The following is a 17,171-nucleotide window of genomic DNA, read 5'->3' on the forward strand; positions in this document are numbered from 1 at the left end:
TGCCGCCCGCAGCTTCAAGTGGCAGGCGTTATCAATCACACATTCATCTCTGACTATCTTACCTGCCATTTTGCTGGCGGGAGGGAGACTTTATGCTTACAGATGTGGTGGAACTGTCACGGTTCCAGTTCGCCAGTACGGCGCTTTACCATTTTATTTTTGTTCCGCTGACCATTGGCTTATCGTTTTTACTGGCGATCATGGAATCACTGTATGTCATGACCGGCAAAACCGTTTACAAAGACATGACTCGTTTTTGGGGCAAGCTGTTTGGCATCAACTTCGCCGTTGGCGTTGCCACCGGCCTCACTATGGAGTTTCAATTTGGCACCAACTGGGCGTACTACTCTCATTATGTGGGTGACATTTTTGGTGCCCCACTGGCGATTGAAGCTTTGATTGCCTTTTTCCTTGAATCAACACTCGTTGGATTATTTTTCTTCGGCTGGGAGCGCCTTTCTAAGCGTCAGCATTTAAGCGTGACTTGGTTAACCGCTTTAGGCTCTAACTTTTCTGGATTGTGGATTTTGATGGCCAACGGCTGGATGCAAAACCCCGTCGGCGCCGAGTTTAACTATCAAACCATGCGTATGGAAATGACCAACTTTACTGATGTCATTTTTAACCCAGTAACCCAAGTGAAGTTTGTGCATACCGTTGCGGCGGGTTACACCACAGGCGCACTGTTTATCATGGGTATCAGCGCATACTACCTATTGAAAAAGCGCGACCTTCCCTTTGCGCGTCGCTCATTTGCTGTGGCTTGCGCTTTTGGCATGGCATCCATTACCGCCACTTTATTGCTAGGTGATGAGTCAGGTTACACCTTAGGTGAAGTACAACAGGTGAAACTGGCCGCCATTGAAGCCGAGTGGGATACCGAACAAGCCCCTGCCTCTTTTACTCTGTTTGGGCTACCTAACCAAGAAACCATGCACACAGACGCGGCGATTAAAGTCCCTTATTTGATGGGTATTATCGCCACGCGTTCATTGGATGAGCCCGTCATCGGCTTAAAAGATTTGATGGCGCGCAGTGAAGAGCGCATTCGCAATGGCATGCTCGCTTACGGGTTATTGGAAGCCTTACGCAATGGTGACGATTCACCGCAAAACATCGCTCAGTTTGAAACGCTAAAAGAGGATTTGGGGTACGGTTTATTACTCAAAAAATACACCGATAAAGTAACTGATGCGACTGAAAGCCAAATCAAACAAGCCGCGCAAGATACCATTCCGCAAGTTGCACCTCTGTTTTGGAGCTTCCGCATCATGGTGGCCTGCGGTATGGCGATGTTCGCTGTCATTGGGCTCTGTTTCATCCAAATTTGTCGGCGAAAAATCGGCACTCAGCCTTGGTTACTTAAGGCGGCATTATTCGCTATTCCACTCCCATGGATTGCCAGCGAAGCGGGTTGGTTTGTCGCTGAGTTTGGCCGCCAACCTTGGGCTATCGGTGAAGTGCTTCCGGTTAATATGGCCGTATCTAACCTATCAACCAGCGACTTATGGATTTCACTGGGCCTAGTTTACTTACTCTATAGCGCATTTTTGGTGGTGGAAATGTACCTGATGGTGAAGTTTGCTCGGCGCGGCCCAAGCGCCCTACATACCGGACGTTACCATTTTGAAACGCAAGATGGGCACGGATCTCTATCTCACGAACACCATTAAGGGAGAACACAATGTTTGATTACGAAACCTTACGTCTGCTGACTTGGGCGATTGTCGGTGTACTATTGATTGGTTTTATCATCACCGATGGCTTTGATATGGGCGTTGCAGCGCTACTGCCCATTTTGGGACGCAGTGATGTTGAACGGCGAGTGATGATCAACAGTATCGCGCCTCATTGGGATGGCAACCAAATGTGGTTGATTACTGCTGGCGGTGCGATTTTCGCTATCTGGCCACTGGTTTACGCCACCGCATTTTCTAGTTTCTATTTAGCGATGATGTTGCTACTTGCTGCGTTATGGCTGCGCCCAATTGGTATGGATTATCGCTCAAAAATCGATAACCCCTCATGGCGCAAGGCGTGCGATAACGCACTGTTCATCAGTGGCGTTGTACCGCCCCTCATCTTTGGCATTGGTTTTGGTAATTTATTGGTAGGAGTCCCTTTTCAGCTCAATAACTTATTGATGCTCGATTACCAAGGCCATTTTTGGGATCTATTCACGCCATTTCCGCTACTGTGTGGCCAGCTCAGCCTTGCCATCGTCGTCACTCAAGGCGCAACGTTTTTACAGCTCAAAACTTGTGATGCGTTATGCGAGCGAGCCCATAGCGCATCGGTGGTCATTGCCAGCATTGCGGTAGCTTTATTTCTCATCGGCGGATTCTTTGCCGCCAACATGGCGGGTTATATTATCGTGAGCCCGATTGTCACGGATGCCGCTTCAAACCCCTTGCATAAAGAAGTGGTTAGCGTCGCTCGTCATTTACTGCATAACTATCAAGCACACGCCATGCTGTGGTTGATCCCTTGCGTGGGCATCGCGAGCTTATTGGCGTGCATATGGGCAAGCCTGAAAAGAGCATCTGGCTGGGCCTTCTTATTCTCTAGCCTTGCTATTGCATGCATTATTTTTACGGCAGGCGTGGCGCTATTTCCGATGATCATGCCGTCAAGCTTAATGCCATCACACAGTTTGACGATTTGGGATGCCACATCCAGCCAAAAAACACTCAATATCATCACGCTTGTCGCCATCTTAGTGGTGCCAGTTATTCTCAGTTACACCGCGTGGGGTTATTACAAAATGTTCGGTCGATTGAATGATGATTATATTCGCAACCACAGCGTATCGCTGTACTAAAGGAGATGACTGATGTGGTATTTCTGTTGGGTTCTTGGCGTATTACTCGCCTGCGCATTTGGTATAATCAATGGATTGTGGCTTGAGCAAGCTGAGCATTTCGATGAATCGTAACTCACTCATATGCAAGCAGATAACCTGCTAAGAAGCGTTAAGATCATCAAGCTTTAAGATAAAAAATGGCGCTGTTTTTAGCGCCATTTTTTATCACATCGTAAGAAACGTATTTACTGAAATTTTGGGCCAGCCGCGGCAACAAAAGCCATCTCAACCAGATAGTCAGGGCTTGCCAATTGCGCTTGAACGCAGGCTCGGCTTGGTGCGCATCCTTCTGGAAACCAGCTATCCCACACTTCATTCAAAGCGGCGAAATAAGCAAAATCTGTGACATAAATTGTCACCGATAACACGCGGCTTCTGTCGCTGTCGATCGCCGTCAACTGCTGCTCAGCTTGGGCTAAGATCTGCTCAACCTGCCCTTTCATATCGGCTTTTGTATCGCTATCAGCCACTTCCACAAAGTGGGCAATGCCGTTGAATACGGTAATGTCAGACCAACGTTTACTTGGATTAATACGATGAATAGTCATTAATTTCTCTCTTTATGGTAAAGATAACTCGCAACAGTGCTGTTCGATCACACAGACTGGCGCGCCGACTTTGCAGCTAAAGCCGCTGGCAACCAACCTGCCTGTGGTTTCATCTCGGCGATAACTGGCGATTGTGTGTGAATGTTGGCTAGCAACCAACAACCAATCTCCATCCGCAGACAAAGTGAAGTCACGCGGGAATTGGCCACCGACGTCAAATGCGGCAATCCATTGCGGTTGCGGCTGGCATAGTTCAAAAAGAACGATTTTATTTTGCTCTCGACAGGAAGCATAGAGAAAACGTTCATCGGGCGACAACTTAATCGCCGCAGCCGCTCCACTTTTCGCCTCATTCGGCAAGAGATCGCACTCAGCCTCTATTTGCCATTGTGTCCCGGAAAATACTAAGGTGACCAAAGTCTCCGACAATTCACAGACCACAAAAGCTCGGGTTTCTGCGTGATTAAACACCACATGGCGCGGCCCACTCCCCGCAGGCATCTCTACAGTTTGCGCCAATGAAAATGCCTGATTATCACTGTTGATGGCGAAAAAATGAATTGCATCACTCCCTAAATCGACCACAACCAGTTGCGACGACTGTTTAAGGAAAACCACCTGATGAGCGTGAGGTGAGGTTTGGCGCTCTGCATTTGGCCCCTGACCATTAATCCATAGATCAGCGATACATAACTCCGGTTTGCCAGTGTCGTCCAAACGAACAATGTTCACATTACCCGACCCATAATGCGCCACGGCGCAATAGCGCTGCTTGGCATCAATAGCAAGATGACATGCATAGCTACCCGACAGTGGCACTTGAGAAACAGAGCCCTTGTTAATGTGTATTAATTGTGGGTTGTCGCTCGCTTCTACCTCATTAAAAGTGTAAAAGCCCTTGGTGGTTTCAAGAAGGTAGGAAGGGTTACGCGTCGCCATCACCTCTTGCAAAACACTAAGTTCACCCGTGATGGTGTTAAGCTCAATCAGCTCAACGCCGTTACTATTGCTTGGTGCATCCGTATAAGTACCAATGTAAAAACGCGCGGCATTGTGTGTGCTCATTTTCCACCTATCATCAAAAATAAAACACTATACCCAAATTTCACCTTAATCTGGGATAATTTAATTAAGCTGCCTGTGTGGCAGTGATGAAAACCGCCATACAGTCCAAACTTAAATCCAATCGGGCGATTGCGGAACACAATCAATGAACAACATGCTCGGAATAATGTTTATTTTTCCTAGAGGATAAAATCCATCTTCGCTGTTAAATAATTTTCCGCGATAACGTTGCGTGGGTTTTTCGTCTAATACTGATTTGGTATGTCATAGATACAACAAAGCCCGCACGTGGCGGGCTTTGTTTGAATTTGGTGGGTCTTATTGGATTCGAACCAACGACCTTCTGGATGTCGACCAGACGCTCTAACCAACTGAGCTAAAGACCCAAATTTTTGTTCTTGAGCATGATACATGCAACTGAAATGGTGCGTCCGAGTGAACTCGAATCACCGACCCCCACCATGTCAAGACAGGTAATATATATTACAACGTTCTGAAATCTCGGATAAACCTAGTAATAACGTTGAATATGACCTATGTTTTCGAGACGCATCACAACTTTTAAGACTAAAATGGACGCAATAAGGCCACAATTTTAAAGTATCTAAAACTGATCATATTTTATACGGAAGGTGATTTTGGAAGATGGGATTCAACGTTTTAATACAACACTATTGGACAACATCGATCTTACAAAAGTAAAGGTCAATGAACTAAAACCAGATGATACGGTCGAGGAACTATTCAGCCAAGCAAATCCATTTTCAGGTCTAAGAACATCGAATGAAACAATAGATAAATCGGCCTATCTTTTTAATCTACTCTCACTACAATCACCTATAATTTGCTACCGATATCGAAAGCAATATAAAACTTTAACTGGTTCATTTACACTTACAAAATTAAGATGTGCGATCGCCCAGCTTCAACTTCCTAGTGATCATTCTATTCTTGTTTTTGTTCTAAAAAAGAAACCTTCTTCAGACATAAAAAGAGCAATCGTGTTATTCGATTTAACAAATGATCTTCTATCAAAATGCTTTATCAGTGATACAAAGAAAATCAGTTTTTATTTACGAGCATGGTTTAAAAAAGATGACGGTAAACGAAGTATTTATCAGTCAAAAGAATGGCAAACTTTCTTTCCAAAATTAAATTCTGCTGAAAAAGTCGCAAATTTTTTATCCATTTCAAAAGCTGATCTATAGCGTTTCAAGGAAGTATTTCTATGTCTACCCCAACAATTGAAGAAATCAAACTACTACTTCCTCACGCACATGATAGCTTATTAGAAGATCTAGAGAAGCTACTAGAACTCATCGATTGCCCAAACGACTTTAGAGGCTTACAAAAGGTACATACGGTTCTTGAATATTTCTTCACTACCCATCCTGAACATTTCTGTTCTTTAGTTGAACTAAACGCAACAAGAATAAATGTGTTACTCGAACTGTTCACAAACATTGGGGAATCATATTATTCGCAATATAGTAACGGAGTACATGCCAAAGGTTGGATGAGTAAACGTCCCCTCTTTTCACTTCTTTTCGTTTTTTATGAACATCTGTCGCCGGAGTCAGCGTCCGCATTACTTTTCTTCCTAAAGCATTACTATGACAATGAACCGGTTATCTTTGAACACAACCACACTGAACAATCAATCAGAGCCTTCAGGCTTTTGTATACAGACCCACTGACAGATCGCGCCTGTTTCGATTCAAACTCAGTAGTACAAACAGCCGACAATATTAGAGCCTATCGCCAATCACTAACCTCTGAAAATGATACAGATGACTTTGTCGATGAGCCAATTGCATCAAGCCATATTAACTATCTAAGAGAGTTAGAACATTTTTACCGCTTGGACTGGAAGAAAAGAACGTACATAGAGCGTTCTTCAAAGAAAATCATTCGGTCATCATTTAGTCGCCGAAAAATTGAAAGAATTGTAGGGTCTGACAACTTGTTTACTGCATCGTTAAATAAGAGGCCGTTAAAACAATCACTAGTTGATTCAGGGATAACAGCGAACGAAGATTATCCCGGGCTGGCTATTATCAAAACTGAACAGCCAATACTACCGAAGCCTACTCACGAATTACCGGATGTCTCGGTTATCAAAGATACTGCAAAAATTGCAAGTAAGAGCCGAGGCATATCTAGAGATGTTCGCCGTAGTCACAACATTACTCCTGTCAGTCGTAATATTCTTCAACCACATGAACTTTTCTATCTATGGCAGGCGTTAAACTCGCATAGCAATACACTAATTGGAAAGGTCGCAAAAAGCCACGTTCAATGCCTGCTAACCTTTATTCTTATCACTGGTCGAAGCCTAGATAACGCATGCTGTGTACCAACCAGCAATAAGAACGACAATAGCCACATAGGTCTAACGATAAAAAGAGATAAGTTAATATTAAAAGTTGCCCCTAGACCTACCGCGGATCGAGGAAAACATTCCAATAATGCAAATTTATTGAAAACCAAAACCGTTGCTTCCATACATCTACCTATTTTTCTTTTCGAGTCGTTGTCTCGCAGTGGAATCACATTGGGGAGCAAACTGTCAGGTAAACATTCCGTAAACACTTTTAGAAAAGCCATTAAGCTTTTTTTGAAGGCGCTCAATAAACGCTATCATTGCCAGATTAGTCTTCAGCGCATAGAGAATTACTTAATCAACAGAACAATAGCTCTAGAGAAAAACGACCCAGTCATACTAGAAATTCTACGAGGAGAAATAAGCTACTACAGCCGCTCCCCTCGACACTATGCTTGGTATTCAGAAACGGAGCTTAACAATAAAGCTCAAGAACTTTGGTCAGATATATTCAATCAAATCAAGTTCTATAGCCCTGAATTCCAATCACCTCTGTTCGGCACTCTTGAACTAGACCTTGATGAGCGTGGAATAGGATCTCAGTTCACACCAACCAAAGAAGCTATAATCCATTGGGTATCAGAGCACACTCGCAAACTACATACTTATACTGCATTTGAAGTAGTTAAAAATATCAAAGAGTTAGTGAACTACCACAATCAATACACTATTTACACGCTAATCATGCTGATAAACGCTTCGGGTTATCGTGCTGTATATAATCCTATGCCTAGTTTTGATCTGCTTTTGCTACGCTACGGAGCACTCTGCATTTCAGATAAAGATTCAGCGAAAACCTTCTCACATACTCGAGTCATTGCCTGTCCCTCGCTGCTTGAATCACAATTAAGGCACTATAAACAGCATTCTCAAACACTCGCAAATCTCATCAGCAATTTATACCCAATGCAATCTCAACAGCTTTATGCTCATACATGTGAGCACCAACTACTTGACCTATCAAATAAAGTAGAGCGTACTGAATGGTTCTTATCAGTCAAAAACTCGCAATCTAATGACGGTGTGTTTTTCTTATTCACTGCTGTCGAAGATGATGACACCATCTATCAGACGAAAAACTCCGGCCCTTCGAGCTTAAGTAAACACATTAACTTACCACTTAACTTTGGACGCCATTACGTCCGCCGCTATTTGCAAAAGGAAAATATCCACCAAGAACTCATTAAATTTCAATTGGGTCATTGGGTAACTGGAGAAACGCCTCTGGAACGCTATTCATCATTAACTCACTGTGAAGCAATTGAAACTTTAAGCCCAATTCTCAATCAGATGCTGACGGACATCGGTTGGCAGGCTATCCCTTCATTAATAACAAGAAAAAGAGTCTAACGATGAGCGGCCTAAACCGATTACTAACCGAAGAAATAGAAACTAATTATCTAGTTGCCGCTCAAGAAGAAGTTAAATACTACTTAAAGCTGACAGAGAACGAAAAGCTAAGTACAGCGGATAAACTAAACCTTATTAATAAAGTCTATTTACTCACGCAAAGATATGCTCATGTAAAAGATAACGCCATACAGCCTAGCTCTCTTCGAAAAATACAAGGTAGTTTTAGCAAAACCTTTGAGCATCACAATCTTCAACTAAAGCTATTGGAGCTACTGTTATGCGTAATTGAGAAGAATTTAAAAATAACAGCGCCAGCTATTAGTCAAACTTGCGAGATAAAACAAGATATACCTCTTCTCAAGCCTGATGATTTTTTAATGTCTCGTTTGCAAGCTAACATTTATGAACTTATTGAAAATGAATCTCAGTTAGCGAGTTTCTTAGATAGCCCACAACAAAATCAAGCTATCCTCATTATATGGCTAGTATTAAAAGAAGGGATCGACCGTTCTAAAGATGTTAAGGCTATACTAGCTAAAGAATGCAATTTTTATCGAGTCAAAAATCATTGGTTTGTCGAACTAAACAATCAGCGGTATTGGTTGTCATCTATGGCTGAGCTACTACTTACCGCCCATTGGAATGCTAGTCCTACAACCAAAGTCGACGTTATGGGAGAAGTGAATAAACAACTCTATAAAAACCGATTACTTCCCTTCAATTATACTCTGAGTTTTATAGACCTACGCGCATTTCTGAAAAATGAGTTCATCCTAACCTCAAGCCCCATAGAATATTCTGTTTGCCAAGGTGCGTTTAGAACGACCTCCATTTCGCAAATCTCACTGTTTAGATTAGTTTCAGGTCAAAGAGTTCGGCAAGATATCACGAAGGAAGACGAAAAAAAAAGTGGTATGACCGTTAGGCAGAAAGTAGCTTGGCTATCTGCTTGCGCTAACTCAGCACAGCAGTTGAGAAAAAAAACAACGGTTGATCAAGAAGAGGTTACAACAGCTGAACAACTTGAACTCATTAATTACTTTATTAAGCCATTGGTAAAAGCATCTCTTAAAGAAAGTATCAATATAAACAAGACGTTACAAGATGAACTCAGGGTGTGGCTAGAAACCAATGATATCGCCAAAGCAACGCCATGGAGCTGGTTGGTCTTGTCTTGGCTATATCAGCTACTTAAGTTCGGTGGCAAATATAAAAAACGCCTTCGGTTAACAACTATTAGAGCCTATGTCACTTACATCGCAGGACCGTTTATCCAAGAATTTTCCGGCTGCGATCCAAAACTAATGGAACATTTAGATTGGGCAGAAAAACTTAACATTATTGCAGAACACATTACTTCCACTAAAAAGGTATACGTACTCTATTTGGCTGAGTATCTTATTGAAAGCGGGCTTGTGACTAACTTATGTCTATCGGATATCGATATTTCATCTACATCACACGCAATCAATGCGAACCTAATCACCCAACAAGAAGCAGATAAAATCATTAAAGCATGTGATGAGCTCGACACGCCGACATCTAGGGTGGCTAAGCTATGTTTCTGCTTTGGATTTTATAGTGGGTTACGCCGCGGCGAAATCGCGGGATTACAGTTCGCAGATATCGCTATCGCAGGTAATCATTATGCGAACCTGCACATTCGACCGAATAAATACCGAGAGTTGAAATCGAGCGAAAGTTCAAGAAATATTCCTCTTGATAGTCTTTGGCCAGAAGCACCACTTGAGTTTTTGATCGAATTTATAATCGTCGAGAAAACAAAGTTCACTCGGGGGAAGTCATTAATATTTGGTGACAGCAGTCAGTTGAATGAATCTCTAATTCTTCTTACCAACATTATGAAAATTGTTATCGGCGAACCAAATATACGCTTTCATCACTGCAGGCACTCTTTTTGTAATTGGACGTGGATTCTATTGAATCCTATCGTGTTAAAAAAACTGTCCGAGGTTGATTTTTGTCAGCACCCTTATTTTTCTCTTAATTCTTCTCAAAGGCTGTGCAAGCGTTTAGCAATATCGCCTTTTTCTCGTAAAAAATTCTGGGCGCTATCTGGATTACTAGGACACTCTTCACCTGATGTAACTACGTCATCTTATTTTCATATCAGTGAGCTTGTTCGACGTACAATATTTGCTAAACACCGCCCGTCACCATCTCTACTTCGCCGATTCTGGGGACAGAGAATACGTATAGATGAACAAGGTAGGTTACTCTCAATACCAGATTCCAAAAAAGAACTTACAAGCGTATATCCGATCGAATATAAACCTGAAATTGATAAGTCATGTATAAACACTGCTATTCACGAATTAGTAATTATTCCAAATATGGAACTCAAGCAAAGCGTCTCCTTACGCTCCGTTTGGGATATAGTTTGTCTCTTGGCTGAAGGACATAAAACAAATGATGTTTCATACATTTTAAAAATTGATGAGGAGTCAGTCCTGTCAGTTTTGCGGGCAGACGGACAAATCACTCAATCATCATTGCGTCGTTCCAAATATGAACTAGCGCCTTTAGTTAACTATACCAAACTGAACAGGGGCAACATAAAAGCAATTAATGCTCTCGTAGAGTTGTTCGAAGCTGCAGAAAAAAAAGAGTTAATACCAGCCAGTTTTAACTTCAAAGAATTAGCTAAAATACTAACAGATCTCGTCGGCTCTAAAGACAACTTAATTCGTACCCACAACAAAAATGCCGCCCTTCTACTACTAAAATTGATGCAAGTGATAGGGTTAACTGAGCGCCATGTTAAAATTAAGTGGTACTTCCCTAGAGAGAAAGACTGCAATATTAGCCAGTTAGATGAATATAAAAAGCACCTGAAATTCTGGTATACAACAATTAGCGGAAAGATTTTTCCTAATATACACATAGAAGTTATCGTCCCTAAAAAATTTGCTGCTCACATAAAAAGATCAAGAAAATTTAAAACGACCATAAGTGATGACGGTAAATATTTAAAATACCACCCACCAGGCACAATCAATATCCATGTATTACAAGCTAAATTTGATAATGAACGACATGACGAAAATGGTAATAAGATCTTCACCCCACAAAGGACAAGAGCTTTTGTGAGTTTCCTACGATTATTGGCTATTCATATAAAAGTTAGAACGAGCTTTTAGCATACCGGCCTTCATAGCTGTAAGAGTGCATCAGTTGCGATATGTTGGTCTAAATAGAACAGAAGCAGAGAAGCAAAGCTGTCAAAAGTTACTAAGCCCCCAGCTTGGAAACTGCTGTGGTCAAAACAAGAGAAGTGGTCCCCAATTTTCGGACATGACTTTAAGTGGTCGATCTGTTTTGTTAGTACCCAACAATACAGGGACAGATTATGACTAGAAAACGTAGAAAGAAAGACAAAGCCACCACGCCAAGCTCCAACTGTCTATTGGGCTTACATTAATCTTGGAAAATTTGCCGGATGGCACGACTCCAAGCGAAATGCTCGAGTGGACTGGGAAAGGCTTTGAAAAGGATGGTTCAAGTTGCAAACCACTCTCGGAGGGTACCTACTCGCTAAATCTCTTGAGATATGACTTGTGATCAAGATACAGAGCCTAGCTGGGGGGCTCTATGCAATATGATCCGCCCCAGCAGTTTTGGACACCGAGTTAAGTGAGTACAGTCACTAACGAGGTGAACAATGACAACTAAGAAAACTAGAATTAAACATTCCCCTGAATTTAAAGCAGAAACTCTGAAGCTAGCAGAGAAAGTCGGAGTAGCTGCCGCAGCAAGACAGCTTTCTTTACATGAATCTCAAATCTATGGGTGGTGGAAGAACTCGAAGAAAGACACCAATACGAGTCAGCGAGAGCAAGAGCTAGCCGCAGAGGTTGCCAAGCTCAAAAGGCAGTTGGCTGAGCAAACCGAAGAGCTAGAAATTGTAAAAAAGACGACAACTTGCTTGAAAAACAGCGGAAATGGGTGATCGGATAATCCCGAAATGACTGATCGGAATGCTCCGAAATATGCACGCCACCTACTTCGCGAAAAATATAAAGTAAATTGCTATGAATTTATGCTCGAACACCTGCTGTGCTTCAATATTGTGCTTATGGCTAAGGTGTTCGGGGTATCCCGAAGTGGGTTTTATTACTGGATTAAACATCGCCATAAGGCCATTCAACGCGAGGCAATACGTCAAAAGCTTGATACAAAGGTCAAAGAAACTTTTGACAACAGCAAAGGCCGAGATGGTTCAAGGCGAATCCAAAAAGAACTGTCTGACAGCGGTAATAGCCACAATGTTAAAACCATTGCAGCCAGTATGAAGCGTCAAGATTTAACGCCGAAAGCGGCACGTAAATTTAAGTGCACTACGGACAGCAAGCATCAAATGCCTGTTGCTCCAAACTTGTTGGCTCAGAACTTTAACGCAGCGGCTCCGAATGAAAAATGGGCGGGAGATATCACCTATGTTGCGACAAGCGAAGGCTGGCTGTACTTGGCGGTAATTATTGACCTTTACTCAAGACAAGTAATCGGATGGTCTATGGATACCAGAATGACGGCTACGCTGGTCTGTGACGCACTATCAATGGCTTTGTTCCGTCGTAGGTTCCCTGAGCAGGTTATCGTTCATAGTGATCGAGGTAGTCAGTACTGCTCAAAAGATTATCGAGACCTCATAACTACTTATAATCTAAAACAAAGTATGAGCAGGAAAGGAAATTGCTGGGACAATGCTTGTGTTGAGAGCTTCTTCCATTCTATGAAAGTTGAAGCGATCCAACATGAACCGATTATGATGAGAGAGCAGATGCGCCAAACGATCTTCGAGTACATAGAGGTTGATTATAATCGGACGAGAAGGCACAGTGCTCTTGGGTATCTAAGCCCAGTTAACTTTGAACAGCAAAATGTCGCTTAATGTGGTGTCCAGTCTTGCTGGAGCAGATCAAGTTAGCAAAAAAAGAAATTTTAGCTAACTCATTTTAAATATCTTGTACACCTAACGTCTGTTGGCTTATATAATAAAATTGCTCTCACTAAAACATTGTACGCTCTTACGATATTCAGTTGGCGTCATATTTTGATACTTCTTAAAAAGTGCGCGGAAGTGGTTGGTATCATTGTATCCAATTTCGTTGCAAATTCGCTCTATAGAATGTTCGGTTCTATTCAATTTCTCTCGTGCTAAAGCAATTCGGATCCTCTGTATATAGTTTATAGGAGTTTCTCCCGTTGCCATTTTAAAGCGACGTTTCATTTGCCGCTCACTTAAAAAACAGTGACTCACGCACTTGACGACACTCAGTTTAGTGGGATTTTGTTCGTGCATCCAGTCTTGAAGGGCATGAATCAGTTGATCATTATGCTGCCTAAACTCTACAAAATCGGAATGAGATACTTGCTGTTCCTCTGTCACTTCCCCTTTTAAAAAGTGAGCACATTTTTCTTTGTGGTTTGAACCAAAAAGCCCATCGATAACGAGCATTATTGCTTGGTAGTACTCACCAACGCTTGAAGTACAGATCAAATTATCTTCGCGAGTGATTTTGATATGCGGCTGCAATTTTACCTTGGGATACAGATCGCGGAATAAACGGCTGTGAACCCAATGTGTAGTGGCAGTTTTTCGGTTAAGCACGTTCAAATGAGCAAGGATAAAAGCCCCTGTATATAGTGAAACAACGTACGATGTTTCACTAATTAACTTCTTGAGCCAGTTCCCCATTTCGTCACTCATTAAAAGAGGTAGCTTCTCCGGTTCACCACAAGAACCAATTAAAAGTACGTCAGTGTCAGAAATTTCACTCCAGTCTCGGTTTGGTGACAATCTAATGCCACCTAGGGCTTGAACATTATTACCTGATGTTGAGACTAAGTTTATTTTAGGTTCTGGAATTCTCGCTAATGTGCTTGCAACAGTTAACATCTCAATTGGACCAGAGATAGAGGTTGTTGGCATTCCATCGAAAAGTAAGGCCGTAATTTGAAGCGGTTTAGGAGCCGTACAGGTAAAACGCATTGTACGTATTTCCTTGTGTAACAGTAATTTCCTTTACTATGCCTAAACCTCGAGCACTAAACCAATGAACTTATATGATAATTACCTTTTATGTTGAAAGCATAACAAAAAAAGAATTACTTAAGATTTTGATTTTTATAAGCTTTTCATCAAAGACTTTCATTATAACCAAATGTGTTGAACAAATTTAGAGTAATAACTCTATCACCGGCCAGCCGTAACGCATTGCACGCTGCCTGTGAGTAAACTTGAATAACAAAAGTTATCACTATCTTGATAAACGGTCTGGAAATATTCGTCGGCTCTTTCCAGAAGAAGGTGTGCTTGCGTAGCATCTGGTTCAACGCTAGCTGTATAGAATTCGCTGTATACTGTACTGCTGGTTGAGAATAAGCTCGATGTCCAAAAATATACTGAAGATGAAACGTTTAAACTTATGGAATCATCTTCAGGCCCATACGTCGTATGAAGTTGATGCATACCACTCCATTTATGATCAAGAGTATGAAATTCTCGATACTTCTCGACTCCCGACGCACTGTAAGTAACACCATGACTGAACAACAAAGTGTTATTTCTTCCTTCAAGAAAAGAAGGATGAAACATGTTGTTCAGGTACACAAGTAATAGTATTAAGCTAGCAAGCAATACTGCTAATAAAGTGTTTAACTTACTGGCAATGTTCACGAATAGCCTCTTTGATGTTTTGAGTTGTGTATTGGTGAGAAAAACTCAAGTTAGCCGAACGAATTTCACTAGATTTTTCTGTTTTATAAATGCAAGATACATATATCTGTTCTGGGTTTTTAGAAAGGAAGATTTTGCTTATATTACTTTGATAGATGCCTGAAATGGATTCTAATAGCTTAGTACCACTTGGGCTAGACTCGTAATAATAGCTAATACCTGCAATCTCGGCACTTACCCACTGTTTTGTACTGATGCTTAGAGAGTTAAAGTAGATAGTGATAAGCCAATACGAGATTGAAATAACACCTATGGATAGGCAAACGGCAATTACACCTTGGATAAGCATATATAGTGATGAAGGGTTTACAGCTTTTAACAAGGAGCTTTCTGGTTGCTGTTTGTTTTTATTGCTATTTTCACTGTCATCTACGGTAACGTTGCTTTCTCCAGCTCTTAAGTTAGGCTGTGAAAACATAACCCCACCAACTACAAGCATATAACCTTTTTTTGGGAAAGTTTTTATATAGCGTTGCTCCTTACCATTGTCACCAAGAGCTAAACGTATTTGCGCGATAGACTGGGTAATACTAGACGCAGAGACAATGCGCTCTCCCCACACCTCTTGTAAAATACACTCTTTAGAAACCACAGCGCCTTGATTATGGAGCAGAAGCTCTAAAATTTTGCTATCAGTAGACTTGAGCTTCTTGCTCTTTTCTTGGCTTAGATGTGACAGTTGTCTCCGAGCTGTTGGGTCAAATACCCACATGATGTATCCTTTAATGTTTTGATAAGAGGTTTGCCAGTTATGAGGAATTATGATGTTATCATAACGGAGTTACTGAGTGTAAATCTGTCCTGAGCAATACCTGCAAAGCCCTGAGGGATCCCCTCATAAATCCGCCAGTGCATAGCAATCTTTTAAGAGCTGCTCAGCTAGAGCCATGGCCGCTGCTAAGAGTGTAATGGTACGGTTAACTTGGATGGTATTTAAGCCTTATAATTATCACTACTTATAAGGAATCTGATATGTCACCAAAACTACGAGTGCAAATCACCCCTCAACAGAAGCTTGAATATGCCAAGATGATGCTTGAAGATGGTTACACCAATCAACAGATACAAGATATCAGTGGTGCTTGTTCATCAGCTGTAGTGCGCTGGAAGCGCCAATATAAAGAAGAAATGTTAGGCATGACACCCACTAATAGAGTGGCATTAACACCAGAGCAGCAACGTATACAAGAGTTGGAAAAACAACTTGCTAGAGCCAAAAGAGACATCGATATATTAAAAAAAGCCAGCGCCTTGTTCATACAAAGTCAGTAAAGCCTGACGTTGCCAGAAAATTGAAGAAGGCGCACCCCAAATTCACTATTTCTGAACTTTGCCGAGTGCTTGGCGTCGCCAGCAGCTGTTTTTACTATACGAGAGTTGTATGCTCTGATGAGACCACCCTGCACGATAGAATTTACCGTATTGCAGAGGATTCTGATTTTACTTATGGCAAGCGCCGAATACACCGAGAACTGGTAAAAAGTGATGTAAAGATAGGTTTAGCAAAAGTATCGAGACTGATGAAAGCCATTGAAATACCAGTTAAGTATCCGAAAAAAAGACATCGTTACAACGAGGTTGGTGAAGAAAGTATCTATGCACCTAATATATTGAAAAGGCAGTTTACCCCCGAAACTCACAATACTCATTGGGTGACGGATGTGACCTATATTCGTTCCCATCAAGGTTGGAGTTACTTGGCATGCGTATTAGATCTAGCAACGAAAGAGGTGGTCGGATATTCGTTGTCACGCTCCCCTGATACCAATTTAACTTTGGCCGCATTAGACAATGCCATCCAAAAACGACGAGCCGACACAACTCGATTACTGTTGCACTCAGATCAAGGATGTCACTTTAGCTCACGAGCTTATAGGCATAGATTACAAGTGCTAAATATTACACAAAGCATGAGTAAACGAGGGTGTTGTTGGGATAATGCTGTGATGGAACGTTTTTTTCGTTCTTTAAAATCAGAGCGTTTAAACGAATTAAGCTTTATCAATCATCAGTCAATCGTAATGGAGGTAGAGAGCTACATTCGTTTTTACAACTATAAACGAAGTCATAGTGCTAATGCCGTTCACTTAAGAGTGAACGGCATTTTTGTTCTTAGCATACCGTTGTGGTCTAGGCTTAACTGTTCTAGGGAATGTTCTTTCCCTTCGCCCTTCAAGTATTAAGCTTTCAGCCATGTTG

The 17,171-nt window shown here is 41.7% G+C and carries 10 protein-coding genes, 1 tRNA gene and 3 pseudogenes; 9 read left to right on the top strand and 5 right to left on the bottom strand.

Going from position 1 to position 17,171, the window contains the following annotated elements:
* Positions 1 to 92: 92 nt before the first annotated feature.
* From EXZ60_RS09645 to cydX, 3 genes are read left to right on the top strand one after another with little or no spacing between them, the layout of a single operon-like run.
* Positions 93 to 1,673, top strand: coding sequence for a cytochrome ubiquinol oxidase subunit I (locus EXZ60_RS09645; RefSeq protein ID WP_277435630.1), 1,581 nt, complete (start codon positions 93 to 95; stop codon positions 1,671 to 1,673).
* Positions 1,674 to 1,684: 11 nt separating this feature from the next.
* On the top strand, positions 1,685 to 2,821 hold the full coding sequence (cydB, locus tag EXZ60_RS09650; RefSeq protein WP_277435631.1) for a cytochrome d ubiquinol oxidase subunit II: 1,137 nt from the start codon (positions 1,685 to 1,687) through the stop codon (positions 2,819 to 2,821).
* Between the two features lie 12 nt (positions 2,822 to 2,833).
* A complete protein-coding gene (cydX, locus tag EXZ60_RS09655; protein ID WP_013856710.1) occupies positions 2,834 to 2,935 on the top strand; it encodes a cytochrome bd-I oxidase subunit CydX in 102 nt (33 codons plus the stop codon).
* Between the two features lie 113 nt (positions 2,936 to 3,048).
* On the opposite strand, the gene EXZ60_RS09660 is transcribed toward cydX, so the two are convergent.
* The 3 genes from EXZ60_RS09660 to EXZ60_RS09670 all read right to left on the bottom strand — a co-directional run bounded on the left by EXZ60_RS09660 (position 3,049) and on the right by EXZ60_RS09670 (position 4,862).
* Complete coding sequence (locus tag EXZ60_RS09660; RefSeq protein ID WP_017044813.1) at positions 3,049 to 3,411, bottom strand: RidA family protein; 363 nt, start codon at positions 3,409 to 3,411, stop codon at positions 3,049 to 3,051.
* A gap of 12 nt (positions 3,412 to 3,423) precedes the next feature.
* Positions 3,424 to 4,476 (bottom strand): lactonase family protein, encoded by a 1,053-nt coding sequence (locus EXZ60_RS09665; RefSeq protein WP_094149948.1) that lies wholly within the window; start codon positions 4,474 to 4,476, stop codon positions 3,424 to 3,426.
* A gap of 309 nt (positions 4,477 to 4,785) precedes the next feature.
* Positions 4,786 to 4,862, bottom strand: a tRNA-Val gene (locus EXZ60_RS09670).
* 246 nt (positions 4,863 to 5,108) lie between these two features.
* Between EXZ60_RS09670 and EXZ60_RS09675 the strand changes: the two genes are divergently transcribed.
* The 5 genes and pseudogenes from EXZ60_RS09675 (at position 5,109) to EXZ60_RS09695 (ending at position 13,124) form a co-directional block, all read left to right on the top strand.
* Positions 5,109 to 5,684 (top strand): hypothetical protein, encoded by a 576-nt coding sequence (locus EXZ60_RS09675; protein WP_232472834.1) that lies wholly within the window; start codon positions 5,109 to 5,111, stop codon positions 5,682 to 5,684.
* Between the two features lie 20 nt (positions 5,685 to 5,704).
* A complete protein-coding gene (locus EXZ60_RS09680; protein WP_064625368.1) occupies positions 5,705 to 8,209 on the top strand; it encodes a hypothetical protein in 2,505 nt (834 codons plus the stop codon).
* Between the two features lie 1,307 nt (positions 8,210 to 9,516).
* A complete protein-coding gene (locus EXZ60_RS09685) occupies positions 9,517 to 11,373 on the top strand; it encodes a tyrosine-type recombinase/integrase (protein WP_232471682.1) in 1,857 nt (618 codons plus the stop codon).
* Positions 11,357 to 11,787: pseudogene (locus tag EXZ60_RS09690) on the top strand (hypothetical protein); the annotation flags it as partial. The gene EXZ60_RS09685 and the pseudogene EXZ60_RS09690, both read left to right, overlap by 17 nt.
* A 107-nt stretch (positions 11,788 to 11,894) precedes the next feature.
* A pseudogene (locus EXZ60_RS09695) lies at positions 11,895 to 13,124 on the top strand (IS3 family transposase).
* Positions 13,125 to 13,220: 96 nt separating this feature from the next.
* On the opposite strand, the gene EXZ60_RS09700 reads toward EXZ60_RS09695, so the two are convergent.
* Both EXZ60_RS09700 and EXZ60_RS09705 read right to left on the bottom strand, forming a co-directional pair.
* The gene (locus EXZ60_RS09700; protein ID WP_064625374.1) at positions 13,221 to 14,225 is read right to left on the bottom strand and encodes a helix-turn-helix domain-containing protein; all 1,005 of its coding nucleotides are present in this window, start codon (positions 14,223 to 14,225) and stop codon (positions 13,221 to 13,223) included.
* A gap of 670 nt (positions 14,226 to 14,895) precedes the next feature.
* Positions 14,896 to 15,684: a winged helix-turn-helix domain-containing protein gene (locus EXZ60_RS09705; RefSeq protein ID WP_064625379.1), complete on the bottom strand. Its 789-nt coding sequence runs from the start codon at positions 15,682 to 15,684 to the stop codon at positions 14,896 to 14,898.
* A gap of 260 nt (positions 15,685 to 15,944) precedes the next feature.
* Between EXZ60_RS09705 and EXZ60_RS09710 the strand changes: the two are divergent.
* Positions 15,945 to 17,044: pseudogene (locus tag EXZ60_RS09710) on the top strand (IS3-like element ISVa4 family transposase); the annotation flags it as partial.
* Positions 17,045 to 17,171 lie beyond the last annotated feature (127 nt).

The organism is Vibrio sp. 1151_11, from assembly GCF_029478525.1.
Taxonomy (GTDB): Bacteria; Pseudomonadota; Gammaproteobacteria; order Enterobacterales; family Vibrionaceae; genus Vibrio; species Vibrio anguillarum.